Raw genomic sequence first — 24,086 nt, 5'->3', positions numbered from 1 at the left:
AACTCGCGGGATTATCGGGCTGGGAGCCTGAATTCTGCGGGTTTGCTCTTCTTCATCAACGCCTCTGGCTCGAAACGTCAACAGCCCCTAGCGAAAGCCCCTTCCTCCAACGGATATGAACGGAATCAGGGCGTCAGGACTTCCAGCGTCGCACTGTAGCTAGCGAAGCGCTCGGTCGCCGGTTTGACGGCACCTTCAGGGGTGGTCAGATCGGCATGTAGCCCGTATATACCGGCACTCGGCCAGGTAACGCTGAACTTGCCCTGAGCATCGGTCTTGAATTTGAGTTCGTTCGCCTCGTTACGGTAACGCTGACCGCTGGGGATAATGATGACATCAAGGTCTGTCGCGGGTTTGCCATCGAGCAGGAAGTAAAATTCGGCCGACTCTCCAGCGACCAGGTCATTCGGATGGGTGATCGGTACCAGTTCCAGACCGTAATTGGTGGGTTTCAATACGGTTTCGGTCGGCTGACCCAAGGTGACGAACGTTTCCAGGCGGGAATCGCCTTGGCCGATCTTCAGTTCACTGGCCAAGGACGGAACATGGGCGGCCAGATCCTCGCGTTTGCCCTTCCAGTGGCGCACCTGGCCATTTTCTTTCCAGGTTGCCAACAGACTGCCATTATTGAGCATCGCCAGCTTGTAGGTGCCTTTCTGAGTCAGGTGGACATCGAAGGTGGTGCGGTAATGGCCGACATGACCATTCTCGGGCGCAACGCTGCTGCCATCCGGCGCCGTGATCTGCAGTTTGTTCGGAGAGCGGCCCCCGCCTGCCACTGGCTGTGGACCTTTACCTTGAGCCGCTGCCTGTCTGGGCTGGGAAGCCTTTCCCTGTCCAGGCGCTTGTCCAGGCTGCGGCGGCTTGCCGATGCCTTCCAGCCGCAACGGAACTTTGTCGAAATAGAACAGGTTGTTGGAGACGGCTGCATCCACAGTGATCCAGGTATCCGTTTCGGACAATACCGTGCTGGACGGCAGCATCCAGATGCGGTGCGCTTCAGCCGATAGGGGCAGGCAGATTGCAAAGGCCAGGCAGGCCCATTTGAGATTGGGTTTCATGCGTAGAACGTCCTTTTTCAAAATGTCGATTGCAAGGCAAAGCGGTCGGTCCGCTGTTGCCCTGGAAGGTTTGCCGTTCGACCCTGCCCGGCCGGACAAAAGGAAAATCTCGCTCCGGAACAGGCTGGAAGCGCCTTGAACGGAAACGGATTTTAGGGAAGATCCGAAATTGATGAGAAAACTTTACCGATAATATACATTCTCGCCAAAGCGGTCTCATCACCGATAAGGACCGTCAAGCGCCTACCCAGGCTGCAACAGGGATATGCCCTCTACGCCTATGACAGGAGCCGGGCGGACACCCCCTGTGCAGTCAGAAGTTTTACCGCTTTCCTGTCAAAGGAAACTGGACTATGGCCTGTTAACACTACCGTAGGGCCTCAGCGATAAGAGCCACAGTGACGAAGGCGGCGTACATGAGGTCAAGCTTGTCGTAGCGCGTGAACACGCGGCGCCAGGCCTTGAGTCGTCGAAACAGCCGCTCGATACCGTTGCGTCGGCGATAGAGCGGTTTGTCATACTCCCACGGCTGGCGCCGCCGGGGGTTGGGTGGCACCACCGGCACGAAACCCAGGCCGCAAGCCAGCTCGCGCGTGGCATTGTCTTGGTATGCACTGTCCATCAACAGAGCCACGAGCCCGTGGTGAGGTCCCAACGCCTGAATCAAGCGCCTGCCTTCGGGGGCATCGCCAGCCTGCCCCGCCGTCAGGCTCCAGGTCACGACATTGCGATCATCCGCGGCAACCAGATGCAGTTTGGTGCTCCAGCCGCCGCGGCTGCGACCGAGGGCTTGAGGACCGTTTTTTTTCGCGCGCCCGTACCATCCGGATGCACCTTCACGATACTGGAGTCGAGGCTGATGGCCTCGATGCGTATCTGCATAAGTCGCTGGCGCTGCAACTGTTCGAAAACACGATCGAGCACGCCGGCTTTGCTCCAGCGCATCATGCGGGTGTAGACGGTGTGCCAGTTGCCATAGCGTTCGGGCAGCGCGCGCCATTTGCAGCCGTTGGCTGCCACATACAGGATGGCGTTGAGTACTTGCAGGTTGCCCAGGCGTACATTGCCGCGTTGGCGCGGCAACAAGCCTTCGATTTGTTTGAATTGCTCGGCGGTCAGTTGCATGGCACTCGGTCTCAACACTGTTTTGCTGCATTCTAGTAAATAGAGTTAACAGACCCTAGAGCATTTTTAGAAAATACGAATTCGACATACAGGGGTTGCTCTTCCTGGTCATTTCGGTTCTCCTCTCCCGCTCGGACAAGGAGACCAGAATGGCTCGGGCATACAGTGCGTATATGGACTCCCCCCGGTTTGCCAGTGATTTGCCCTGCCGACGAACGTAGGTACGACTGCTTGCGTATATCCGGCTTCCGATGAGGCATTGGCTGCCCCGAGCCATGATGAAAATCCGCTCATGTGTGCCTGATTGATCTAGCGGCCTTGCTTGCAGGGGGCCGACGCACTGTGCAGGCTTTACACATGCCGGTTCGACCGGTTCGTCATCGCTGCATGTCACTGTGCAATCGGGGTGGATCTACTGGTTACTGCTCAACATTTTGCAGGCTGTGCAGCCTGCGATTTTATTTTCAGCCAGGTTGATAGCAATCTCCCCGACTGAGGATCGCCCAGACGATCCGGGCATTCTTGTTCGCCAAAGCGACCGTGGCGATGTTCGGGTTGCGTCGACACAGCAAGCGCTGGAGCCACTGGCTGCGTCGATCCGCCTTGTCCTGGCAGTGCCTGAGCACCGCTCGGGCTCCGTGAACCAGCAGCGTGCGCAAGTAAGTATCGCCTCGCTTGTTGATCGGGCCCAGCTGCTCCTTGCCGCCGCTGGAGTGTTGGCGAGGAACCAACCCCAGCCAGGCAGCGAACTGCCGGGCGCTGCGGAACTGGCGAGCATCGCCCACGGCCGACACCAGGGCGGTGGCCGTGATCGGACCGATGCCCTCGACCAGCATCAGGCGTTCCACCCGCTCGTCCTCGCGAGCCTGGCGCTGGATCGTTTCGTCGAGACGAGACAAGCGCGCTTCATGCTCGACCAATTCGCCTTGCAACTCCACCAGTAACCCGCGCATCTGGCCCGGCAGGCCGTTCTCGGCATCCGCCAAGGCCGCCTGTGCCAGTCGGCGGGTAGCCGCCACGCCGTGCCGGCTCTCGACCAGGCCAAACTCGCCCAGCAACCCGCGAATCTCGTTGACCAGCGCCGTCCGCGCCCGGATCAGGCGGCTCCTGATCCGGTGCAGGGCCTGGCCGGCCTGCTGCTCGGCGCTCTTCACCTCGACGTAACGCATGTTCGGTCGACTGGCCGCCTCGCAGATCGCTTCGGCGTCATTGGCGTCGTTCTTGCCGCTCTTGACGTAGGGTTTGACGAACTGCGGTGCGATCAGTCGCACCTCATGTCCCAGGACTCTCAGCTCGCGCGCCCAGTAATGGGAGCTGCCGCAGGCCTCCATCGCCACCGTGCAGGGTTCGAGTTGACGAAAGAAGTCCAGCATTTGCGAGCGTTTGAGCTGTTTGCGACAGACCGCCTGCTCGTGGCTGTCGACGCCATGAATCTGGAACACCTGCTTTGCCAAATCGACGCCTATCCGCTTGAGTTTCATGGGGACGCTCTCCTCTGGTGACTGCTGTTTCCAGCAACTTCAGTCTGGTGCATTGACGCCGTAGGAGGGGGGAGTCCATTTCATTGACCTTCGCCGGCGCGTCGTCGACGCGGCCATGGGTGGGCTATCGGCTCGGCAGGCCGCCGAGCGATTCGACGTCGGGACGGCAACAGCGATCGTCTGGGTGCGGCGCTTCCGGGAAGGCGGGGAACTCGTCGCCCGCCGACAGGGCAAGCCCCGGGGCTTGCGGCTCGATCCCCATGCGGACTATCTGCTCGGCCTGCTCGAGCAGACCCCCGACCTGACGCTGGCCGAACTCGCCGCGACCCTCGAACGGGAGCGTGGCGTCCGTGTCAGCCTGGCGACGGTGTGGACGTTTCTCGACCGGCACGCCATGACGTTCAAAAAAAGACCGCGCAGGCGGCCGAGCAGCAGCGGCCGGACGTTCAGGCCGCCCGACAGGGATGGATCGAGGAGCAGTCCGGTTTCGATTGGCGCAAGCTGATCTTCGTCGACGAAACCGCCGCCGCGACGAACCTGGCCCGCCTGCGAGGCTGGGCCCCTCGCGGCGAGCGCTGCCGGGCCGCGATCCCCCACGGCCACTGGAAAACCACGACCTTTACCGCCGGCCTGCGGCTGGATGGCCTGAGCGCGCCGCTGGTGCTCGATGGCGCCATGAACGGCCCGGTCTTCCTGGCCTATGTCGGGCAGGTTCTGGTACCCGAGCTGACGCCCGGCGATATCGTGGTGATGGACAACCTGCCGGCCCACAAGGTGGCGGGGGTACGCCAGGCCATCGAAGGCGCAGGAGCCACACTGCGCTACCGGCCACCCTATAGCCCCGACCTGAACCCGATCGAGATGGCCTTCTCCAAGCTCAAGGCACTGCTGAGAAAGGCGGCGGCGCGGACCGTGCCGCAGCTGTGGCAGAGCATTGGCGAGGCGATTGCGCAGTTTGTCAACGCCGACTGAAAACTGACCCACCTTGGCCCTTATTTGCCGAAGTAATAATGACCCACCTGGATCACTCGGGGTTACGGTTCTGGCGGATGACGCCCGCCTTGCGTTTGTCCTTGAGTCGGTAGCTTTCTCCGGTCAGGGTGAGGATATGGGCATGGTGCAGCAGCCGATCCAGCATGGCCGCCGTCAGCGTGGCGTCGCCGCTGAAGGCCTCGGCCCACTGGCTGAACGGCAGGTTCGAGGTCAGGATCATCGAACCCTTCTCGTAGCGTTTGGCGACGACCTGGAAGAACAGGTTGGCCTCCTCGCGACCGAACGGCAGGTAGCCGATCTCATCGATCACTAGCAGTCGGGGGGCCAGGATGGCGCGGTTGAGGTAGGTCTTCAGCCGGCCCTGCCGCTGGGCCGCGCCCAGTTGCAGCATCAGGTCGGCCGCCGTGATGAAGCGGGTCTTGAGGCCGCTCTGTGCTGCCCGGTAGCCGAGGGCGATGGCCAGGTGCGTCTTGCCGACGCCCGAGGGGCCGATCAGCACGATGTTTTCGGTGCGCTCGACGAAGGCCAAGCCCGCCAGCTCATGCAGCAGGGCCTTGGGTACACCGGGGCTGAAGCTGAAGTCGTACTCCTCAAGCGTCTTGATCGCCGGGAAGCAGGCCATCCGCGTCAGCAACTCGCGGCTGCGCTGCTGGCGAAAGCCGTGCTCGTGCCGCAGCAGTTGCTCCAGGAAGTCGCCGAAGCTCAGGTCGTCCTTGACCGCCTGCTGGGCCAACAGTGGGTAGTGATCAACGATGCGCTCGAGCTTGAGCGCCTGGCACAGTTCGGCGATGCGCGCGTGTTGCAGGTTCATGCGCAGGCCTCCCGGATCGACTCGTAGACCGACAGCGGGTGCTGCAACGACTCATGCGGTACGGGCCCTGGCCGCTCCCCCAGCAACGGCCCCCAGGCCCGCCGCAGAGCCTGCGGCAGGGGTGTCAGTTGGCCTTGCTCGTGACGCCAGCGATCGATCGGGCGTTCACCGAGCGTGGCATGCACGCGCACGTTGGCGACCTCGGCCAGCCAGCCGCCGACCAGCCGATTGGCTGTGCCGCAATCCACCAGCAGACCGGCGGCCTTCACCCGGCTGTGCAACGGGTTGTAGAAGCTCTCGCGCAGGTAGCGGTTAAAGCGCTCGACCTTGCCCTTGGTACGCGCCCGGTAGGGGCGGCACAGGCGGATGTGGAAGCCCAGATCGTCAGCCAGTTGAAGCAGCCCGGGGTGGAAGCGGTGGCTGCCGTCGCCATAGGCATCGCGTTCCAGCACGACGGTCTTCATGTTGTCGAACAGCACGTGCTGCGGGACACCGCCGAAGTAGTCGAAGGCCAGCAGCAACGCGTCATGCACCGAGTCGAACGACTCGTCCGGCACGAAATGGACGTAAGTCATCCGGCTGTAGCCCAGGGTGGCGACGAAGGCCGACAACGGTGATTTGGCGCGGCGGAAAACCACGAAGTCAGCCTGCATCTGCTGGCCGGGCTCGGTCTCGAAGCGCACCGCCGGGCCATCGTCCGGCCTGCTCGGCTTGAGTCTGGCCAGCCAGGCGCGCAACTGGGAAGCGCCGCCCTGGTAGCCTTGCTCGCGGATCTCGCGCAGCAGCACGGTGGCCGGCAGCCAGAGCGGATGCGCCTGCTTCACCCGCTCGCGCAGATAGTCATGGAAGGGGTCGAGCTTGGTGGGCCTGGGGTCTCGCGGCGAGTAGCGCGGGACGGTGGGCTCCTTGAGGTAGCGCCGGACGGTGTTGCGGGACACGCCCAGCATCTTGGCGATCTGCCGAATGCTGTGCCCTTGACGGGCTAATACTCTGATCTCCACTGCTTGCTCCTGGGTCAACATGGGCGGCCTCGAAAAGGCCGCGACGTTAGCCCAGGTGGGTCAATTTTACTTCGCTGGGGTGGGTCAGTTTTACATCGGCGCTAACAGTTCTCTGCACAGGACTGCAGGCACTACTTCGAGGCCGCCGGATATGAATCGGGATAAGGTAAAAATGCTCTAGGGCCTGTTAACACTACTCTCCGCGAGCCGCGTTGCTGCGGCAAATGGCGCCAGGCGAGGCGCGGGACGCAGGGAATGGCATTCCCTTGCCAAGTCCCGCAACGACGCATGGCGCCATTTGCCGCGCAACCCGCAGGGACGGGCCCGTTTTTGCGCGGAGCGTCGTTACTCGTCGTTCGTTTGGAATGACCAAACTTCTCTCCTCGCGCCTAACCCCGCGCAAAAACAGGCTCCGTCGCGGCCGCGCGGAGTAGTGTTAACAGGCCCTAGCACTACAGTTGCATTTTTCTTTTCATGTGTGCTTGTTGGGCCCTGTGCTGATGTCTCCTGCGCCAGAGCGACCAAGCCATGATGTGATCCGGTGCGATTTGCCGTTGTGCCAGTCGGGTAGCCATTCGCCGGATTTCCCGCATGGACCAGCGGATCAACCCGGATATGTCAGGGCGATCAGCCGCTGGATGGTTTTTGGGGGAGCCGGGGCGTTGGCCTGATGGCGCACCCGGGCCAACAAGGCAAAGGCCAGCATGACCAGCGAGACATGGCGATGCCAGCCATGCCAGGAGCGGGTCTCGTTGTGATCCAGGCCCAGCTCGCCCTTGGCCGTTTCGAAGGCGCTCTCGATCGACCAGCGATGGCCCTCCACCCAGGCCAGCCTCTTCAGAGCGGTTCCAGCCGGTGCCCAGGTGGTGAAATAGGCCAGTTCTCCGTCAACCAGACGGCGACGGATCAGCAGGCCCCGTGTCCAGACGCCCGTTGCGGAGGGGGCATAGTCACTGGCCTCCAGGTCCGCCAGCTCCAGATAGGCTCACTCGTGCAGGCGTGGCCCCTGAGTGCCTTCGCCTGCCGAGCAGCGCCTCCAGGCCGAAGACGGTAACGCCCGGGCCACCTGTTCGGCCGTGCCGGAGAGCCAGGGCCGGTCAATCCAGGCCTTGACCGCATGGGTGCCCTTGACACCCAACACGTAGCCCTTCCCGGCACGTCGCAGGGCGGTCTCGAGATGACCCACTCCATAGACGCTGTCGGCGGCCACCCAGGCGAACGGCGTATTCGCTGCGATGGCCCGCTCGATCATGTCCTGAGCCAGCCGGGGTTTGGTCGAGAATTCGATGCCCTTCGGTACATGGGCGGCGGCCAGGCGTTCGGGGTCTGCCGTCCAGTCCCTGGGGAGATACAGCGCTCGGTCGATGAAGGCCTGTCCGTGGCGCGAGACATAAGCGGCAAAGACACCGATCTGGCAATTGGTGATCGCCGGCCGAGCCGGTGTACTGGCGAGCAACGCCACAAGAGGTATGGCCTTGCTTGAGAAAGCCCGTCTCGTCCAGAACCAGAACGGCTTCGTCGTCGGCCAATTGCTCGAGCACATAGTCGCGAACCAGATCGCGCAAGGCATCGGCCGCCCAGCGGCTGCGCCCTAGAATGGCCTGTTGTCGCCAGGGGCCGGGATCGCCCGCCGCCTCGGCACGCATCCAACCGGTCTTGCGTGGCTCGGCACCCAACAGGCCATCCAGAAACAAGGCTGCAGAAGCGGCTACGCGCTCCTGAGTGAACAGGGGTCTGATGCGCTGCTTAACGTCCCGCAGCGACGAGACCCATAGCTCCAGAGTGGTTTCGATGAGTGGTTTCGATGGAAGCGTGAGTCATCTGAAATCTCCTCGCCAGAAGGAAGATCATCAGGACAGATAAGCTGCAAAAACGCAACTGTAGTGCTAGGCCGGGTCCGGTTTCAAGCTGATCGCCGGCTTTCGTAGTGCCGGGCCACGACCTCGGCTGCCCGGATCGCGTTGCCCCATCCGCTAGCCGCCGTGGTTGCGCGCGATGTGCCAGTCGGTGTGGCCGACGCCGCAGTAGAGGACGTCCAGCACGACGTCATCGGGCCGCGGTTCGCGCCGCTCGAACTGGAACGGGGCCAGCGCGCCGGTCGCGGAATGCGCTGCATATCCGAAGGTGTTCATGAGGAAGTCCTCTCCGCACCAGCCCGTCCGGCTTCTTGAGCGGCACGGTGGATGCCTGGAGTTTCCGGGCAACCGACGGCAGCATCACCACGCTCGATCCGACGGACTCGGCGGTCTTGACGCTCTCCGCACCGGAAACCCTCCTCGAACCCGCATGCGACGGCATCGGCGTGGCACGGGTCGCCGTTCACCTCGCCTGGGAGCACTTGGTGGCCGGCAGCTCGAAGGTCGTCCTGCATCCGCAGCATCATCCGGGTAGCTATGAGATGGTGATCCAGTACCCGCATCGCGCCCTGATCGCCCCTCGCGTGCGGGTCGTGGTGGATTACCTGCTCGAAGCATTTGCCGCGAACAGCACCTTGCATGTGCCGCTGGATACGCTGGCCGAGTACGCCGGCTGACCACCAGCGACTCGCGCTCTGGCGAAAGATCTCGACCCGTGCCGACCGAGCCAGCCCGGTGCGGATGCCATGCTCCGGCTGCCTCGCCTGCGCTTTCAGAGGTGCCCTACAGGGAAATCCCCTTGAAATGCTGTTCGAGGAACTCGACGCAGACCCGCAGCTTCGCCGAGTTGGACAGCCGCGTCGGGTAGACCGCCCAGACGTTGGCGCTCTGGCTGTAATCGTGCAGCACCTGCACCAGCCGCCCCTGCTCCAGCAGCGGCTTCACGTCCCACAGCGAGCGCAGCAGAATGCCCCGCCCGTGCAACGCCCACTCCAGCACGATTTCCCCGTTGTTCGACGACAGCGGTCCGCTGACGCGCACGCTGGCGGGCTTGCCGTTTCGCGAGAGGTGCCAGATTCCGAAGGGGTTGTTGCGCTCCTTGAGCACCAGGCAATCGTGGTGTTGCAGGTCGTCCAGGCTGGCGGGCGTGCCGCGTCTGGCCAGATAGCCCGGCGTGGCGCAGAGCACCCGCTTGTTGCTCACCAGTCGCTTGCAGATGTGCTGGCCGGGCAGGTCGTCGCCGACCCGGATCTCCAGGTCGAAGCCCTCGCCGACGATATCGACCACCCGGTCGAACACCTCCAGGCGTATCTCCAGTTCCGGATAGCGCTCGGCGAGCAGCGAGATGGCCGGCGCCACATGGTTGCGCCCGAAGCCGAAGGTACTGCTGATGTGCAGCAAGCCGCGCGGAGTCTGCCGAGCCTGGGACAACTCGTCGAACAGGTCGTCGAGGTCGCCCAGGATGCGCACCGCCCAGCGCTGCGCGCGCTCGCCGTCCTCGGTCAGGGCGATGCGCCGCGTGGTGCGGTGCAACAGGCGGGCCTTGAGGGTCGACTCGAGTATGTGAATGCGCTTGCTGACATAGGCCGGCGACAGCCCCAACTCTTCCGCCGCCGCGGCGAACCCCTGCTTGCGGATCACCGTAAGGAAGACCCGCAGGTCCTCGGGCAGGGGCAATTGGTCACGTATCGTGTTCATTCATTGCTCATATGGCCAGGCCGATGCACGAAAAGGAAAGATAGCATGCCCGCGGCAGAGACCAGTCCCGTTCTTCGCGCCAGGAATCGCCGCTCCTCGAAGGAACGGCTCCGGCCCCGCTTCGTTCATGCTTCGATGACCAATCGGGTATTACGGAAAAATTCGTGCACGTTTCATGAATGATCACGCCACGCTTCGACCATTGATGGCCAGCGGCAAACACCTAGGATGGAGACCGCGACAATGAGGGAGTGACCACCATGTTCACCGATTTCAAGAAAGACGCGCGCCAGGTCAATGGCGTGCGGATCACCTACCGCATCGGCGGCGAAGGGCCGGCCCTGCTGCTGCTCCACGGCCACCCGCAGACCCATGTCATCTGGCACAAGGTAGCGCCGCGACTGGCGCGGCATTTCACGGTGATCGCCGCCGACCTGCGCGGTTACGGCGACAGCGACAAACCCGAAGCGGATGCCGAGCACCTCTACAGCAAGCGCGAGATGGCCCGCGACATGGTCGAACTGATGGCCACCCTGGGCTTTTCCCGGTTCGACCTGCTGGCCCATGACCGCGGCGCGCGCGTCGCCCACCGGCTGGCCTTGGACCACCCGGCCGCGGTGCGCCGCCTGATCCTGCTGGACATCGCGCCGACCCTGGCGATGTACGCGCAGACCACGGAAACCTTCGCCCGCGCCTATTGGCACTGGTTCTTCCTGATCCGTCCGGCGCCCTTGCCGGAAACCCTGATCGAGGCCGACCCGGAACTCTATCTGCGCAGTGTCATGGGTAGCCGCAGCGCGGGCATGCGCCCGTTCAGCGACGAAGCCTTCGCCGAGTACCTGCGTTGCCTGAAACTCCCCGGCACGGCGCGCGGCATCTGCGGCGATTACCGCGCCAGCGCCGGCATCGACCTGGAACACGACCGCGCCGATCTGGCCGCCGGCCAGCGGCTGCAGATGCCGCTGCTGGCGCTGTGGGGGGAGCAAGGCACGGTGGGCAAGTGCTTCGATCCCCTGACCGAGTGGCGCAAGGTGGCGGCCGACGTGCGCGGCAAGCCGCTGCCCGCCGGGCACTACCTGGCCGAGGAAATCCCCGAACTGCTGCTCGAAGAGACGCTCGCCTTCCTGCTCTGAAGCCGGCTTCCGCCCTTTCCCGATAGCTCTCATCCGGGGTGCGCGGCCGCGAGGCCACGCACCGGGGGGAACCTTTACCCGTCGCAAACGCGGCACTACCAGGACAACAACAATGACAATCAAGAAGTTGCTCGGCACCCTCTACGTTCAGGTCGTGATTGCCATAGTGCTCGGCATTCTGATCGGCCATTTCTGGCCAGGGACCGGCATCGAACTCAAGCCCCTGGGCGATGCCTTCATCAAGCTGATCAAGATGATCATCGGGCCGATCATTTTCTGCACCGTGGTTTCCGGCATCGCCAGCATGCAGGACGTCAAGCGGGTCGGCCGGGTCGGCGGCAAGGCCCTGCTGTACTTCGAGCTGGTTTCCACCGTGGCGTTGTTTATCGGCCTGCTGGCGGCCCATCTGCTGCGCCCCGGCGCCGGCTTCGATGTCGACGTGCGCAGCCTGGATGCCAGCGCCGTCTCCGGCTACGTCAGCCAGGCCTCGCATGGCGAGGGCCTGGTCGGCTTCCTGATGCACACGATTCCGGCCACCTTCTTCGATGCCTTCGCCAAGGGCGAAATCCTGCCCATTCTCATGGTCTCGGTGCTGTTCGGCGTCGCCCTGGTACTGCTCGGCGAGCGTGCCCGGCCCCTGACCGAGCTGATCAACCAGGCTTCCGAAGTCTTCTTCCGTATCGTCGGCATGATCAGCCGGGTGGCGCCGCTCGGCGCGCTGGGAGCCATCGCCTTCACCGTCGGCAAGTACGGACTGGGCTCGCTGGTGCCCCTGCTCAAGCTGATCGGCACCTTCTACTTCACCGCCTTCGTTTTCGTCGCCTGCGTGCTCGGCAGCATCGCCCGGCAGGCCGGCTTCAGCATCTTTCGCCTGCTGGGCTACATCAAGGCCGAACTGCTGATCGTACTGGGCACCAGCTCCTCGGAGTCGGCACTGCCGCAACTGATGCGCAAGCTGGAGGATGTCGGCTGCTCGAAGGGCGTGGTCGGCATCGTGGTGCCCACCGGCTACACCTTCAACCTGGACGGCACCAACATCTACATGACCCTGGCGGTGCTGTTCCTGGCCCAGGCCTGCAACATTCCGCTGACCCTGGAACAGCAACTGACCCTGCTGGTGGTGACGATGCTCACCTCCAAGGGAGCGGGCGCGGTGGTCGGCGCCGGTTTCGTGGCCCTGGCCGCGAGCCTGGCCACGGTGCCGACGGTGCCCGTCGAAGCCATGGTGCTGATCCTGGGGGTGGATCGCTTCATGGCCGAATGCCGGTCGCTGACCAACATCATCGGCAATGCCGTGGCAGGCGTGGTCGTGGCGGCCTGGGAAGGCGAACTGGACCGCTCGCGGATGGGGCCGATCGCCCTGAAACGCCGCTCCCGCCTGGCTGCCGGCGCCGCGCAAGGCGATTGCGAGTGAGTTGCCAGGGGGCGGGATCATCATATCCCGCCCCACCCGACGTATCCCCCATTTTCCGAAGCGCGGGAAAGCATGCGAGGCGGCGCCGGCGCGCCAAGCCCGAACCGCTGGCCGCTTCGCCGCCAAGGTATTCAGGTGCGCTATTCGCCCACGAGAAAACGCGCCGCTCTCCAGCGCGGCGTTACCGATCCGAAAGGGACGACATTCCGCGCGAATAGGCACTAATCGGCATAGGGGGCTGCCGTCAAGGCAGCGCCCCTGCCACACCACCCGGCATGCGGGTCCGCACCGGGCGGTTCGAGAGGTTGAGGTCAGGCGAGTCGGGGTAGGCCAAGCCGGTCGAACCACGCCAGGTTGAGCACGCTGTTCAGGAGCTTGCCGCTGTTGCGCCACCATCGGCGGCTGTTGGCCGCGATCCGTTGCGCCACCTCGTGGCTGGCCCCCAGGGCGCGCAGTTCCCGAAACAGGGTCTTGCCGCGTTTCCACTGTTTGAGCTGGACGGCACGCAACCGATGCCGCAGCCATTCGCCCAGCGAACGCCAGACTCTCGGTGTCTACGACAGTCCGAAGTAAGCCTTCCAGCCCAGCACATACGGACGCAGCTCCTGCACGACTTGCGCCATGCTGCGCCCACCGCTGCGCCGCGTCAGTTGCCTGATCCGCTGCTTGAACGTCGCCAACGGCTTGGCCGCCACTTTGCGCTTGACCTGTCCCTTCGGCGCTGCCCAGAAGGCATACCCCAGGAACTTGCGGCCGAACGCACTGGCCACCGCGCTCTTGGCTTCGTTGACCCTCAGCTTGAGCCGGCCGTACAGCTTGCGCAGCAGATTCATCACCCGCTCGCCCGCCCGCCGACTGCGTACGTACACGTTGCAGTCATCGGCGTAGCGCACGAAGCAATGGCCCCGCCGCTCCAGCGCCCGGTCCACCTCGTCGAGCAGGACGTTGGCCAACAGCGGCGACAGCGGCCCGCCTTGCGGCGTCCCCTGGTCCCGCTCGATGACCACCCCGCCATCCATGATCCCCGCGTTCAGGTACGCACGAATCAGCCGGATGACTCCCGCGTCGTCGATGCGTTTGCGTAGGCGGTCGATCAGAATGTCGTGGTTGACCCGGTCGAAGAATTTCTCCAGGTCCACGTCCACCACTATCCACCGGCCCGACTGCACGAACGATTGCGCGGCCAACACCGCGTCATGCGCCCGTCTTCCGGGCCTGAACCCGTAGCTGTGCTCACTGAAGCTCGGATCAAGCAGCAGTTGCAGCACTTGCAACAACGCCTGCTGAATCAGTCTATCCGTCACCGTCGGAATACCCAATTCTCGTTGGCTCCCATCCGGCTTCGGAATCATCACCCGCCGTACCGGACTGGGCCGGTACGTCCCCCGCAGCAATTGCTCCCGGATCGCAGGCCACTCGGTCACCAGCTTGCGCGCCGTCTGGTCGATGTCCAGACCGTCCACGCCCGCCGATCCCCGGTTGGCTCGCACCCGCTTGAACGCTTGCCGCAGGTTCTCTCGCGTCAGCGCCGCTTCCAGCAGCGCCGACCCTGTGCCTTCCATCTCATGTCGCGGGCCTTCGGCTTCACCACGGGATACCTTGGCCGGGGCTTCACCCTGGCCTGCGGCATGCCGCCCCGCGCACGCGGGCTTCTGGTGCATGGCCTCCGACATCGACATCGTTTCCAACACTTCCTCTCGTTCGGTCCTTCACCGGTTCGCATCTGGCCTCTGCGGCCCCGCTACTGCGGCTACTACGACCTCTGCTGACTTCTCGCTCCGGCTCGACACCGTCGCCCTTTCAGGCATGAGGCGAGATCTCACCAGGTAAGAACGCACTCCTTCACCGCACAACCGCCGCATCTACGCCACCTCGCCTTGGTCACAAGAGCTTCGCGGTTACTGGCCCGCTTGCCCTGCTCGGCAGCGCCTTCTATGCGGTTCTTGTTCATCGGCTCACGATTTACGCTCCGCGCTTCCTCCCCACGCTCGGTCGCCCTCACGCAGTTGCGCTTCGCTTCATTCGCTGTGACCAGCTCATGGCGGGACTTGCACCCGCAGGAGTGCGCCCATGCTGGGCGCACCAAAAAAAAGCCCGCTATCGAGCGGGCGAGAAGGGTTGACCAAGCACTTTCAGCACAGTCACGCAATAAACACGGGATCGATGGGATTCAGTTCCTCGAAGAGGGCTGGACCCGGACGGCGCGCCCCGTTCGGATCGACTCGTAGGCGCACTCCGCCAGCCAGGAGGCGATCAGCCCGTCCCGTACCGTGACAGGCATGGCCGTACCGGCCTCGAGCGCGGAAATGAAATGCTCCAGCTCGGCCTGGTAAGACTCCTGGTAGCGTTGCAGGAAAAAGTTCAGCAACGGTTCGCGCGCATCGGTCTGGGTACTGTTCCAGCGGCGGATGGTAGTCGGACGAAGATTGTCCTGAAGCAACATGCCCACGGAGCCGAACGCTTCGAAACGCTGGTCGTAGCCATACACCGCGGAACGACAGCAGTTGATATGGCACTGTTTGCCGGAGGCCGTGCGCATCTGCACCATGACGGTATCGAAATCCGGTATTTTCTCCAGTCCGGGATCGACCAGACGGCCAGCCATGGCCATGATTTCGACGGGCTCCTCCCCCAGAAGGAATCGAGCGAAGTCGAAATCGTGAATGACCATGTCCCGGAAGATCCCGCCCGAATGCCTGAGGTAGTCTTCCGGTGGCAGTTCCGGGTCGCGGCTGGTGATGATGACCTGGCGGATCTCGCCGATCTCCCCCGCATCGATTGCCGCGCGAAACTCCCGGGAGGTCGGATCGAAGCGGCGATTGAAGGCCATCATGACCCTGCCGCTCAGTCGCTCGATCTCTTCGACCGCCGCCCGGCTTCTCGCGATATCCCTATCGACGGGCTTTTCGCACATGACCGCCTTGCCCTTGCCGACGGCACGCAACAGATAATCCAGGTGCGTGTCGGTAGGCGTCCCGATAATGATGGCGTCGACATCTTCACGGTCGATGGCGGCTTCGCAATCCGTGGACGGATCGCACTTGTAACGTTCGGCCAGGGCACCGGCCGCTTCGGCGAACGGGTCCGCGACGACGACCAGTTCGGCGCGCGGATTGCCCGCCACGTTTGCCGCATGGATCTTTCCGATACGTCCGGCACCGAGGACGGCTATTCTTATCATTCTTCTGCTCCAGGAATGGACTTCGTCAGTAGTCGCTTCGGCGAAGGGCTTTTTCTTCGTCTCCCGAACGACGGCCGGGGAGAAACCAGTCGATCCGACGAACGAGGCGCGAAGAAACAATCCTGTTCTTCCGGCACTGAAAGACCTGACCCGATCGTCGGGCGGATATCGATTTCAATGCCCGGCGAAATGGAATCCGGCAGTCCCCATTCATCGACTCTTGTCGTCCCGGCGCGTGGCAAGCATTCGCCCGAACGCGCTCCATGGACAGCAGACTAGCATCGGATACGCCTTGTAAAAGCGCATAAAAACCTCAAGAAAACCTCATGCAGGGTGGTCCTCTGCCCACCCGATGCCTCGCCGGGGATGACGGAGGAGAAGGACGCCGTCCGCCGTGGTCGTCCGTCACATCCGGATCGGACCCGGACGCAGCGCGCCCCCGGTGGAAAAGCGCATCGCTTGGCCCTACAGTCGCTCGATGACCGACCTGCGACGGAAATCCGCCCATGCTGATGATTCGCCAGCGCACCACGGCACGCCCCGAGTGGGACGCCGAACTGGAACTGAGCCTCGAGGCGCGCAGCAAGAGCCGCCTGCGCTGCTTCACCACCGCCGGCGAGGACGTCGGCCTGTTCCTCGAACGCGGCCAGCCGCCGCTGGCCGACGGCGATTTCCTGCTGGCCGACGACGGCCGCCTGGTGCGCGTGCGCGCCCGTCCCGAGCGGCTGCTGCACGTCGCCTGCGCCAACGCCTTCGAACTGACCCGCGCCGCCTACCACCTGGGCAACCGCCATGTCGCCCTGCAGATCGGCGACGGCTGGTTGCGCCTGCTCGACGACTACGTACTGGAGGACATGCTGCGGCAGCTCGGCGCCCGGGTCGAAACCGTCGAGGCGCCCTTCCAGCCCGAGCACGGCGCCTACGGCGGCGGCCACCATCACTCCCACGGCGGCGAGGCCGAATTCAGCTACGCGCCGAAGCTGCATCAATTCGGCGTGCGCAAATGAATGGCATGTGGGCGTTGCTGAGGCTCGCCAGCCCGCAACTGCCGATCGGCGGCTACAGCTATTCCCAGGGCCTGGAACTGGCGATCGAGCGTGGCCTGGTGTGCGATCCGCCGACGGCCCGGCGCTGGCTGGAAGACCAGTTGCTGCTCAATCTCGCCCGCTTCGAAGCGCCGCTGCTGCTGGCCCAGTGCAGGGCAGCCGCGGACGGCGACTGGACGGCGCTGGAAGCGCTCGCCGAACGCCACCGCGCCAGCCGCGAAACCCGCGAGCTGCATCTGGAGAGCCGGCAGATGGGCTTTTCCCTGCGCCAGTTGCTGGAGGACCTGCCGGAACTGGACGAGCCCTCCCGCGCCGTTTTCGCGCGGCTCGTCGAGCCGGGCCTGGCGCCGGCCTGGGCGCTGGCGGCGCGCGCCTGGGGCATCGCCCCCGAGGACGCCCTCGCCGCCTGGCTGTGGAGCTGGCTGGAGAACCAGTTGGCGGTGCTGATGAAGAGCCTGCCGCTCGGCCAGCAGGCCGCCCAGCGTCTGACTTCGGCCCTGCTCCCCGCGCTCGGGCAGGCGCAACGCACGGCCTGCGCGCACGCGCCCGACGACTGGGGCACCGTAGCCTTCGGCCTGACTCTGGCGAGCATGGCCCACGAGCGGCAGTACAGCCGCCTTTTCCGTTCCTGACAGGAGAGAACCAGCATGAACAGCCAACCCCTGCGCGTCGGCATCGGCGGCCCGGTCGGCTCCGGCAAGACCGCCCTGACCCTGGCGCTGTGCCGGGCCCTGCGCGGGCGCTACGAGCTCGCCGTGGTGACCAACGACATCTACACCCAGGAGGACGCCGAGTTCCTGGTGCGCAACGAGGCGCTGGCGCCGGAACGGATCATCGGCGTGGAAACCGGCGGCTGTCCGCACACGGCGATCCGCGAGGACGCCTCGATCAACCTGGAGGCGGTCGAACGACTCAACCGGCGCTTCCCCGGCCTCGACCTGATCCTCGTGGAGTCCGGCGGCGACAACCTCTCCGCCACCTTCAGCCCGGAACTCTCCGACCTGACCCTCTACGTGATCGACGTTTCCGCCGGCGACAAGCTGCCGCGCAAGGGCGGTCCGGGAATCTGCAAGTCGGACCTGCTGGTGATCAACAAGATCGACCTGGCGCCCCTGGTCGGCGCCTCGCTGGAGGTGATGGAACGCGACGCGCGCAAGATGCGCGGCGAGCGGCCGTTCGTGTTCAGCAACCAGAAGACCGGCCAGGGTCTCGAGACGATCGTCGCCTTCATCGAAAAGCAGGGCATGCTCGGCGTGGCCTGAGCCTGCCGAGGCGGTTTCCCGCCCCGTGCACGCGTAGGGTGGGCAACGGCGAAGCCTTGCCCACCAGCTCGGGCAGGGTAGATGGCCACCCCATGGAAAACCGCATGGCGTTTTCCACCACAAGCGCCTCCATGGCCGGCAGGTGGAAAAGACCTGCGGTCGTTTTCCACCCTACGGCTGCAGGCCGCGGCACTCAGCGGAACGGCGGCTCGTCGAAGCTGCGCAGCTTGCGCGAATGCAGGGTGTCGAGCTGGCCGCGCAACAGGTCGAGGGCGGCGATACCGATGCGCAGGTGCTGGCTCACCGCCCGCTCGTAGAAGGCGTTCGCCGCGCCGGGCAGCTTGATCTCGCTGTGCAGCGGCTTGTCCGAGACGCACAGCAGGGTGCCGTAGGGCACCCGCAGGCGATAGCCCTGGGCGGCGATGGTGCCGCTCTCCATGTCCACCGCCACCGCCCTCGAGAGGTTGATCAGCGGCCGCTCCTGGGCCCAGCGCAGTTCCCAGTTGCGGTCGTCGTAGGTCAGCACGGTGCCGGTGCGCAGCCGACGCTTGAGCGCCTCGCCCTGCTCGCCGGTGATCTGCGCGGCGGCTTCCTGCAGCGCCTGCTGCACCTCGGCCAGGGCCGGCAGCGGGATGTGCGGCGGCAGCACCCGGTCGAGGATGCCGTCGCGGCGCATGTAGGCGTGCGCCAGCACGTAGTCGCCGATGGTCTGCGACTGCCGCAGGCCGCCGCAGTGGCCGATCATCAGCCAGCAGTGCGGACGCAGTACCGCCAGGTGGTCGGTGACGTTCTTGGCGTTCGACGGGCCGACGCCGATGTTCACCAGGGTGATGCCGTGACCGTCCTCGGCGATCAGGTGGTAGGCCGGCATCTGGTAGCGGTGCCAGAGCACGCCCTCGACCAGCGCCTGGGCCTCGTCCTCGCCCATGCCGCGCTCGATCGTCACGTTGCCGGGCAGCACCAGACGCACGAAGCGGCCATCCTCGCGCAGGCATTCGAGGCCGTGGCGGACGAACTGGTCGACGTAGCGGTGGTAGTTGGTCAGAAGAATCCACGGCTGCACATGACGCCAGTCGCTGCCGGTGTAGTGCACCAGGCGGCGCAGCGAGAAGTCCACCCGCGCCGCGTCGAACAGCGCCAGCGGGAAGGACTCGGCGCCGGCCCAGGCGAGCAGGCCGTCGGCGACGTCGTCGGAGGCCGCGGCCAGGTCGGTGCTGGGGAAGACCCGCGCCAGCTCGGCGGCGGTGACGCCCGAACCGCCCAGTTCGTCGCCCTGCTCCACCACATAGGGATAGGGGATGTCCTGCACCCCCACGCCGACCTCGACCTGCACGTCGAATTCGTTCATCAACGGGCGCAACTGGTCGAGCAGGTAGCGGCGGAAGGCCTGCGGCTGGGTCACGGTGACGCTGTAGACGCCCGGTGTCTGGACCTTGGCGAAGGCCCGCACGGTGAAGGGCACCTGGCCCTGCGGCAGGTGGGTCAGGCGCAGTTCGGGATAGCGGAACAGGTGGCGCTGCGCGGCATCCGGCTCGACCCGCTCGGCCAGGTAGCGCTTGAGCGCCTGGCGCAGGGCGGACGTGGCGCGCTGGTGCAGGGCGGCGAGGCGCTCCACCGCCTCCTCGGGAGTGGCCGCGACGACGAAGGATTCGGTGTCGGTATTCACGATCGGACTCTCTGTCTTGTTCAACGGCCTATCTTGCCCGGATTTGCCCGCCGGGCGTTAGCGGCGGCGACGGGAACGACTCACCGCGATGTACGAAATACCGATCCGAACGCTTGACTCCTGCCTATCAAAGCAATAACAATTCTCATTAATACAAGTATACATACACAAATGGAATCATGATCAGAAAGCCCCATGTGTTCGCCCGGCTGCGCCAGGGCGACGAAGTCTTCGGCTTGCTCAATTCGGTCCCCTCTCCCCTGCTCTGCGAAATGATCGCCGCCGCCGGCTATCACTTCGTGATTCTCGACATGGAGCACCTGCTGCGCTCCGGGGACGAGCTGATGCACTGCCTGCGCGCCTGCGAAAGCGCCGGCATCGCCCCCTGGCTGCGCCTGCCCGAAGTGGACGAAAAGCTGATCGGCCGGGCCCTGGACGCCGGCGTCGAGGCCATCGTGCTGCCGCGCGTGGAAAGCGCCGCGGAAGTCGAGCGGGCCGTCGCCGCCGCCTGGTTCCCGCCCCGCGGCCGGCGCGGCATCAGCGGAGGCCGGGTCACCGGCTTCGGCGCCCTGGCCCTGGCGGACTACATCGAGCGGGCCAACGACGAGCCGCGCATCGTGCCGATGATCGAAAGCGCTGCCGGCCTCGCGGCCCTGCCGGAAATCCTCGCCCTGCCGGGGATCGGCATGCTCCTGGAGGGCGCCCTCGACCTGGCCCTGGACCTGCGACTCGGCCCCGATCCGACCCACCCGCGGGTCTGGGAAGCGCTGCAGTCGATGGCCGCCGCCTGCGCCGCCGCCGGCGTGCCCTTCTGCGCCAACCCGCGCACCCCCGAACAGATCCGCCACTGGCGCGGCCAGGGCATCAGGAGCTTCCTCGCCGGCGAGGACCGCGGCCTGCTGCTCGCCGCGCTGAAAAATCGCCTGAACAGTTTCCAATCACCCACAGAAGTCTGACTATCCATGAAGATCAACACTCGCCAGTGCAACTGGCGTTTCAGCCTGCTGGCCGTGGCCGTGGCTTTCGCCCAGCCTGCGCTCGCCGAAGAGCGACAGGAAAACGGGACCTCCAGGGAAGAGGAGGTCTCGCTCTCCGCCACCATGATCAAGGGCGACGTGCTCGGACAAGCCACCGACGAGGAGGTCCGCACCTACGCCGGCAGCCGCAGCGTGGTCAAGGCCGAAGACCTGGAGAAGGCCAGCGTGCGCGGCCTGGACGACGCGCTGCAGCGCGTGCCGGGCGTGAAGATCTTCGACGAGACCGGTACCGGCGTGCTGCCGCAGATCTCCGTGCGCGGCCTCTACGAGAGCCGCAGCGGCCGCGTGCAGGTGCTCTCCGACGGTATCCCGCTGTCCCTGTCGCCCTACGGCCAGACCAGCCTGTCGCTGTTCCCGCAGACCCTGGCGACCGTCGACCGGATCGACATCGTGCGCGGCGGCGCCGCGGTGCAGTACGGCCCGAACAACGTCGGCGGGGTGATCAACTTCATCAGCAAGCCGATTCCCAAGGAGTGGGAGAACAATCTGGCCGAGCGCATTACCTTCTACGAAGGCGGCCACCAACTGTTCGACACCTACTTCAGTACCGGCGGCAGGGTCACCGACAGCCTCGGCCTGTTCTTCGAGTACGACGCCAAGAGCGGCCACTACGAGCGCGACCACTCCGACACCGACGTCGAGAACATCCGCCTGCGCGGCCAGTGGGACATCGACGAGAACCGCAGCCTGAGCTTCGGCATCCAGCGCTACGACGCCGACCAGGACCTGGCCGGTGCCCTCAGCAAGAAGGACTACGACAAGGACCGCCGCGACTCGACCCGCAACCTCGACCGCTTCGAGGGCGACACCGACCGCCTGTGGGGCACCTACAAGCAGTACCTGGGCAGCATCGGCTTCGCCGACGACGTGGAATTCAGCTTCACCGGCTTCGGCCACCACGACTACCGCAACTACTACGTCGGCCTCGACGCCGCCAGGACGTTCAACCCGGCGAATCCGCCGGCCTACCTGCAGGACGCGCCCCGCGACTACAGGGTCTGGGGACTCGAACCGCGCCTGAGCTTCACCATCTACGGCGACAAGGTGAACCAGACCTGGCTGATCGGCGGCCGCTACGTCCGCGAGGACACGGAATTCGAGGTCTACCGGGAAAACCTGAGGACCGGCGCGGTGGACACCGTCCGCGACTGGGACTTCGACACCGAAGGCAAGGCCACCTACATCAGCAACGCCATCAGCATGCTCGACGGCCGCCTGACCATCACCCCCGGCATCCGCCACGAACGCGTGCACCAGGACTATTCGGACGCGGTCACCGGCAAGAAGACCGAAAACCTCGACGACGAATGGCTGCCCGGCCTGACCATGGGCTACCAGATGACCGACGAGTGGTTCCTCTTCGCCAACGCCCAGCGTTCGCTGCGCGTGCCGCAGATCACCACCATCGTCTACGACGGCGACGTGAGTTCCGAGGTCGCCTGGAACTACGAGGTCGGCTTCCGCTACACGCCCCTGCCGAACCTGCGCTACGACTTCAACCTGTACCGCATCGACTTCGACGACCAGATCCTGTTCCAGGACGGCGCCTGGAAGAACGTCGGCAGCACCCGTCAGCAGGGCTTCGAGACCGAGCTGTTCTGGACCCCGGCGGCCATGCCGAATCTCGACCTGCACGCCAGCTACGCCTTCCTCGACGCCAAGATCCGCACCGGCCAGTACGAAGGCAACGAGGTGCCCTACGCCTCGCAGAGCCAGTTCAACGTCGACGCCCGCTGGCGCTTCGCCGAGGGCTGGACCTATACCCTGGACGGCCTGTACGTCAGCGAAGCCTATTCGGACGACGCCAACCACCGCGAGGAGAACGCCACCGGCTCCTATGGCGAACTGCCCTCCTACTGGATCTGGAACACCTCGCTGGAACGCAAGTTCAAGCTCAAGGAAAGCGAGCTGACCACCTCGGTCGGCGTCAGCAACCTGTTCGACCGCGAGTACTACTTCCGCGGCATCGACACCAGCCCCATGGGCCGCCAGCCGGCGCCCGGCCGCGCCGTCACGGTCGCCGCCAACTACCGCTTCTAGGACCCGCCCTCACCTCAACCGCACCGCAGGCATCGTCGTCCAGCCTCACGGCCGGACGGCTCCTGCCCGGAGAACGTCCATGCAAAGGCCTTTCGTCATTCTCAGTCACGTCGCCACCCATGCCGTCTGCGAAGGCTTCCTGCCTGCCGCGCAGCGGCGCGGGCATCCGCTGCTGCTCATCACCGACCATGCCCAGGGGCATTGGCGCCATCTGGCCGAGGCCGGGGTTTCGGTCGACGGGCTGGAGATCCTCGAATGCGACGTCTTCAACCCGCTGGCGGTGATCGAGTCGCTGCACGCCCATGGGCAACGCCCGCTGGCGGTGTTCTCCAACAGCGATCACCTGCAGACCAGTTGCGCCCTGGTGGCCGAAGCCTTCGACTGCCCCGGCAAGGACTGGCGGACCTGCCACGCGGCGAAGAACAAGGCGGAGATGCGCGAGCGCCTGCAGCGCCTCGGCCTTCCCGGCCCCTGGTTCCGGGTGCTGACCCCCGGCGCGGCGCTGCCGGCGGACGCCCCCTTCCCGCTGGTGGCCAAGCCGCGCGAGGGCGTCGCCAGCCTGGACGTGCAGTTGTGCCGCGACGCCGGCGAACTGGCCGCCTACTGCGAAGCCTTCTGGCAGCGCCAGCCGAACCGCGCGCTGCTGCTCGAAGCCTACCTGGAAGGACCGCTGTTCACCCTGGAGACCCTCGGCGACGGCCAGCGCCTGCAGGCCATCGGCGGCTTCGACGTGACCCTCTCGTCACCGCCGCACTTCGTCGAGCTGGAGGCGCGCTGGAACGGCCCGCTGGGTCGGGCGGCACGTAACGCCGCGCTGGCCCAGGTCGCCGCCTTCGGGGTCGACTTCGGCGTCTGCCACAGCGAATTCATCCTCACCGCCGACGGCCCGGTGCTGGTGGAGATCAACTACCGCAGCATCGGCGACGGCCGCGAATTCCTCCTCGACCGCCTGCTGCCGCAGGGCTGGTTCGAACGCATCCTCGACCTGCACCTGGGCGGCACCCTGGCCGACAACCAAAGCAGCAGCGCCGAAGCCCTGGTGCACTACCTGGTCGCCCCGCGCGCCGGCCGTCTGCTGGCGGCCAGCCCGAGCTTTCGCGACGAAGGCGACGGCCATTGGGTCGACTACTGCGCGCTGCGCGAGGTCGGCGAAGAGATCCGCCTGAGCAACTCGAACAAGGACTACCTGGGCGTGCTGCGCCTGATCGCCCCCGACGCGGCCGCCCTCGCGGCACGCTTCGATGCCGTGCGCAGCGACCTGCGCTGGGAGCTGGCATGAAC

General features: G+C 65.1%; 18 protein-coding genes and 4 pseudogenes. 10 read left to right on the top strand and 12 right to left on the bottom strand.

From position 1 onward, the window contains the following. Nucleotides 1-125 precede the first annotated feature (125 nt). From AVCA_RS04340 to AVCA_RS04325, 3 genes are all read right to left on the bottom strand, one after another. Nucleotides 126-1,061, bottom strand: coding sequence for a DUF4198 domain-containing protein (locus AVCA_RS04340; RefSeq protein WP_012699617.1), 936 nt, complete (start codon nucleotides 1,059-1,061; stop codon nucleotides 126-128). 367 nt (nucleotides 1,062-1,428) lie between these two features. After that, nucleotides 1,429-2,186, bottom strand: a protein-coding gene (locus AVCA_RS25725; protein ID WP_144061657.1) for an IS5 family transposase whose coding sequence is annotated in 2 segments (ribosomal slippage) — nucleotides 1,429-1,871 and nucleotides 1,871-2,186 — 759 coding nt in all. Because the reading frame shifts where the segments join, the coding sequence is not laid out codon by codon here. A 464-nt stretch (nucleotides 2,187-2,650) separates the two neighbouring features. Then, complete coding sequence (locus AVCA_RS04325) at nucleotides 2,651-3,667, bottom strand: IS110-like element ISAzvi2 family transposase (protein ID WP_012699615.1); 1,017 nt, start codon at nucleotides 3,665-3,667, stop codon at nucleotides 2,651-2,653. A 115-nt stretch (nucleotides 3,668-3,782) separates the two neighbouring features. On the opposite strand from AVCA_RS04325, the pseudogene AVCA_RS04320 reads away from it, so the two are divergent. Next, a pseudogene (locus AVCA_RS04320) lies at nucleotides 3,783-4,639 on the top strand (IS630 family transposase). 52 nt (nucleotides 4,640-4,691) lie between these two features. Here the strand turns inward: AVCA_RS04320 and istB are convergent. The 5 genes and pseudogenes from istB to AVCA_RS25880 all read right to left on the bottom strand — a co-directional run. Beyond that, nucleotides 4,692-5,471, bottom strand: a complete 780-nt coding sequence (gene istB, locus AVCA_RS04315; protein WP_012699613.1) for an IS21-like element helper ATPase IstB — start codon at nucleotides 5,469-5,471, stop codon at nucleotides 4,692-4,694. Beyond that, complete coding sequence (gene istA, locus AVCA_RS04310; protein ID WP_012699612.1) at nucleotides 5,468-6,493, bottom strand: IS21 family transposase; 1,026 nt, start codon at nucleotides 6,491-6,493, stop codon at nucleotides 5,468-5,470. Before istA ends, istB begins: the two co-directional genes overlap by 4 nt. A gap of 583 nt (nucleotides 6,494-7,076) precedes the next feature. Further along, nucleotides 7,077-7,295: a hypothetical protein gene (locus tag AVCA_RS27220; RefSeq protein WP_407919055.1), complete on the bottom strand. Its 219-nt coding sequence runs from the start codon at nucleotides 7,293-7,295 to the stop codon at nucleotides 7,077-7,079. Between the two features lie 162 nt (nucleotides 7,296-7,457). Further along, a pseudogene (locus AVCA_RS27215) lies at nucleotides 7,458-8,148 on the bottom strand (IS701 family transposase). Between the two features lie 300 nt (nucleotides 8,149-8,448). Beyond that, nucleotides 8,449-8,604 (bottom strand): annotated as a pseudogene (locus AVCA_RS25880) (NAD(P)-dependent alcohol dehydrogenase); the annotation flags it as partial. Between the two features lie 47 nt (nucleotides 8,605-8,651). On the opposite strand from AVCA_RS25880, the gene AVCA_RS04300 reads away from it, so the two are divergent. Continuing rightward, nucleotides 8,652-9,005 (top strand): type 2 periplasmic-binding domain-containing protein, encoded by a 354-nt coding sequence (locus AVCA_RS04300; RefSeq protein ID WP_236616347.1) that lies wholly within the window; start codon nucleotides 8,652-8,654, stop codon nucleotides 9,003-9,005. Nucleotides 9,006-9,111: 106 nt separating this feature from the next. Here AVCA_RS04300 and AVCA_RS04295 read toward each other — a convergent pair whose 3' ends face one another. Then, nucleotides 9,112-10,026, bottom strand: coding sequence for a LysR substrate-binding domain-containing protein (locus AVCA_RS04295; protein ID WP_012699610.1), 915 nt, complete (start codon nucleotides 10,024-10,026; stop codon nucleotides 9,112-9,114). A gap of 260 nt (nucleotides 10,027-10,286) precedes the next feature. Here AVCA_RS04295 and AVCA_RS04290 point away from each other — a divergent pair, with 260 nt between their 5' ends. Together AVCA_RS04290 and AVCA_RS04285 are read left to right on the top strand one after the other, a co-directional pair. Then, nucleotides 10,287-11,159 carry an alpha/beta fold hydrolase gene (locus AVCA_RS04290; RefSeq protein WP_012699609.1) on the top strand — a complete coding sequence of 291 codons (873 nt, stop codon included), beginning with the start codon at nucleotides 10,287-10,289 and terminating at the stop codon, nucleotides 11,157-11,159. Nucleotides 11,160-11,271: 112 nt separating this feature from the next. Next, entirely contained in the window at nucleotides 11,272-12,573 is a 1,302-nt protein-coding gene (locus AVCA_RS04285) for a dicarboxylate/amino acid:cation symporter (RefSeq protein WP_012699608.1), read from the top strand. Between the two features lie 311 nt (nucleotides 12,574-12,884). On the opposite strand, the pseudogene ltrA reads toward AVCA_RS04285, so the two are convergent. Next, nucleotides 12,885-14,252: pseudogene (gene ltrA / locus AVCA_RS04280) on the bottom strand (group II intron reverse transcriptase/maturase). 491 nt (nucleotides 14,253-14,743) lie between these two features. Then, on the bottom strand, nucleotides 14,744-15,754 hold the full coding sequence (iolG, locus tag AVCA_RS04275; RefSeq protein WP_050764345.1) for an inositol 2-dehydrogenase: 1,011 nt from the start codon (nucleotides 15,752-15,754) through the stop codon (nucleotides 14,744-14,746). A gap of 506 nt (nucleotides 15,755-16,260) precedes the next feature. Here iolG and ureE point away from each other — a divergent pair. Genes ureE through ureG form a run of 3 tightly spaced genes read left to right on the top strand, consistent with a single transcriptional unit; the run spans nucleotide 16,261 to nucleotide 18,062 of the window. Next, a complete protein-coding gene (ureE, locus tag AVCA_RS04270; protein WP_012699604.1) occupies nucleotides 16,261-16,761 on the top strand; it encodes an urease accessory protein UreE in 501 nt (166 codons plus the stop codon). After that, nucleotides 16,758-17,432 (top strand): urease accessory protein UreF, encoded by a 675-nt coding sequence (locus tag AVCA_RS04265; RefSeq protein ID WP_012699603.1) that lies wholly within the window; start codon nucleotides 16,758-16,760, stop codon nucleotides 17,430-17,432. The genes ureE and AVCA_RS04265 overlap by 4 nt, the downstream gene beginning before the upstream one ends. 15 nt (nucleotides 17,433-17,447) lie before the next feature. Beyond that, nucleotides 17,448-18,062, top strand: a complete 615-nt coding sequence (gene ureG, locus AVCA_RS04260; RefSeq protein ID WP_012699602.1) for an urease accessory protein UreG — start codon at nucleotides 17,448-17,450, stop codon at nucleotides 18,060-18,062. 193 nt (nucleotides 18,063-18,255) lie between these two features. On the opposite strand, the gene amn is transcribed toward ureG, so the two are convergent. Then, complete coding sequence (gene amn, locus AVCA_RS04255; protein WP_175556004.1) at nucleotides 18,256-19,752, bottom strand: AMP nucleosidase; 1,497 nt, start codon at nucleotides 19,750-19,752, stop codon at nucleotides 18,256-18,258. A 155-nt stretch (nucleotides 19,753-19,907) separates the two neighbouring features. Here amn and AVCA_RS04250 point away from each other — a divergent pair, with 155 nt between their 5' ends. The 3 genes from AVCA_RS04250 (at nucleotide 19,908) to AVCA_RS04240 (ending at nucleotide 24,084) form a co-directional block, all read left to right on the top strand. Continuing rightward, nucleotides 19,908-20,684 (top strand): HpcH/HpaI aldolase family protein, encoded by a 777-nt coding sequence (locus AVCA_RS04250; RefSeq protein ID WP_012699600.1) that lies wholly within the window; start codon nucleotides 19,908-19,910, stop codon nucleotides 20,682-20,684. Between the two features lie 6 nt (nucleotides 20,685-20,690). Beyond that, on the top strand, nucleotides 20,691-22,805 hold the full coding sequence (locus tag AVCA_RS04245; RefSeq protein ID WP_012699599.1) for a TonB-dependent receptor family protein: 2,115 nt from the start codon (nucleotides 20,691-20,693) through the stop codon (nucleotides 22,803-22,805). A 79-nt stretch (nucleotides 22,806-22,884) separates the two neighbouring features. After that, entirely contained in the window at nucleotides 22,885-24,084 is a 1,200-nt protein-coding gene (locus AVCA_RS04240) for a siderophore biosynthesis protein PvsA (RefSeq protein ID WP_012699598.1), read from the top strand. The last annotated feature ends 2 nt before the right edge of the window (nucleotides 24,085-24,086 follow it).

The organism is Azotobacter vinelandii CA, from assembly GCF_000380335.1.
GTDB lineage: Bacteria > Pseudomonadota > Gammaproteobacteria > Pseudomonadales > Pseudomonadaceae > Azotobacter > Azotobacter vinelandii.
The sequence above is the reverse complement of the archived record's forward strand: the minus strand, read 5'-3'. Positions and strand labels throughout refer to the sequence as shown.

Bases quoted from the DNA above. Each gene is read 5' to 3' on its own strand.
- AVCA_RS04340 (WP_012699617.1), bottom strand. From the start codon at position 1,061: ATGAAACCCAATCTCAAATGGGCCTGCCTGGCCTTTGCAATCTGCCTG.
- AVCA_RS04325 (WP_012699615.1), bottom strand. From the start codon at position 3,667: ATGAAACTCAAGCGGATAGGCGTCGATTTGGCAAAGCAGGTGTTCCAG.
- istB (WP_012699613.1), bottom strand. From the start codon at position 5,471: ATGAACCTGCAACACGCGCGCATCGCCGAACTGTGCCAGGCGCTCAAG.
- istA (WP_012699612.1), bottom strand. From the start codon at position 6,493: ATGTTGACCCAGGAGCAAGCAGTGGAGATCAGAGTATTAGCCCGTCAA.
- AVCA_RS04295 (WP_012699610.1), bottom strand. From the start codon at position 10,026: ATGAACACGATACGTGACCAATTGCCCCTGCCCGAGGACCTGCGGGTC.
- AVCA_RS04290 (WP_012699609.1), top strand. From the start codon at position 10,287: ATGTTCACCGATTTCAAGAAAGACGCGCGCCAGGTCAATGGCGTGCGG.
- AVCA_RS04285 (WP_012699608.1), top strand. From the start codon at position 11,272: ATGACAATCAAGAAGTTGCTCGGCACCCTCTACGTTCAGGTCGTGATT.
- iolG (WP_050764345.1), bottom strand. From the start codon at position 15,754: ATGATAAGAATAGCCGTCCTCGGTGCCGGACGTATCGGAAAGATCCAT.
- ureE (WP_012699604.1), top strand. From the start codon at position 16,261: ATGCTGATGATTCGCCAGCGCACCACGGCACGCCCCGAGTGGGACGCC.
- AVCA_RS04265 (WP_012699603.1), top strand. From the start codon at position 16,758: ATGAATGGCATGTGGGCGTTGCTGAGGCTCGCCAGCCCGCAACTGCCG.
- ureG (WP_012699602.1), top strand. From the start codon at position 17,448: ATGAACAGCCAACCCCTGCGCGTCGGCATCGGCGGCCCGGTCGGCTCC.
- AVCA_RS04250 (WP_012699600.1), top strand. From the start codon at position 19,908: ATGATCAGAAAGCCCCATGTGTTCGCCCGGCTGCGCCAGGGCGACGAA.
- AVCA_RS04245 (WP_012699599.1), top strand. From the start codon at position 20,691: ATGAAGATCAACACTCGCCAGTGCAACTGGCGTTTCAGCCTGCTGGCC.
- AVCA_RS04240 (WP_012699598.1), top strand. From the start codon at position 22,885: ATGCAAAGGCCTTTCGTCATTCTCAGTCACGTCGCCACCCATGCCGTC.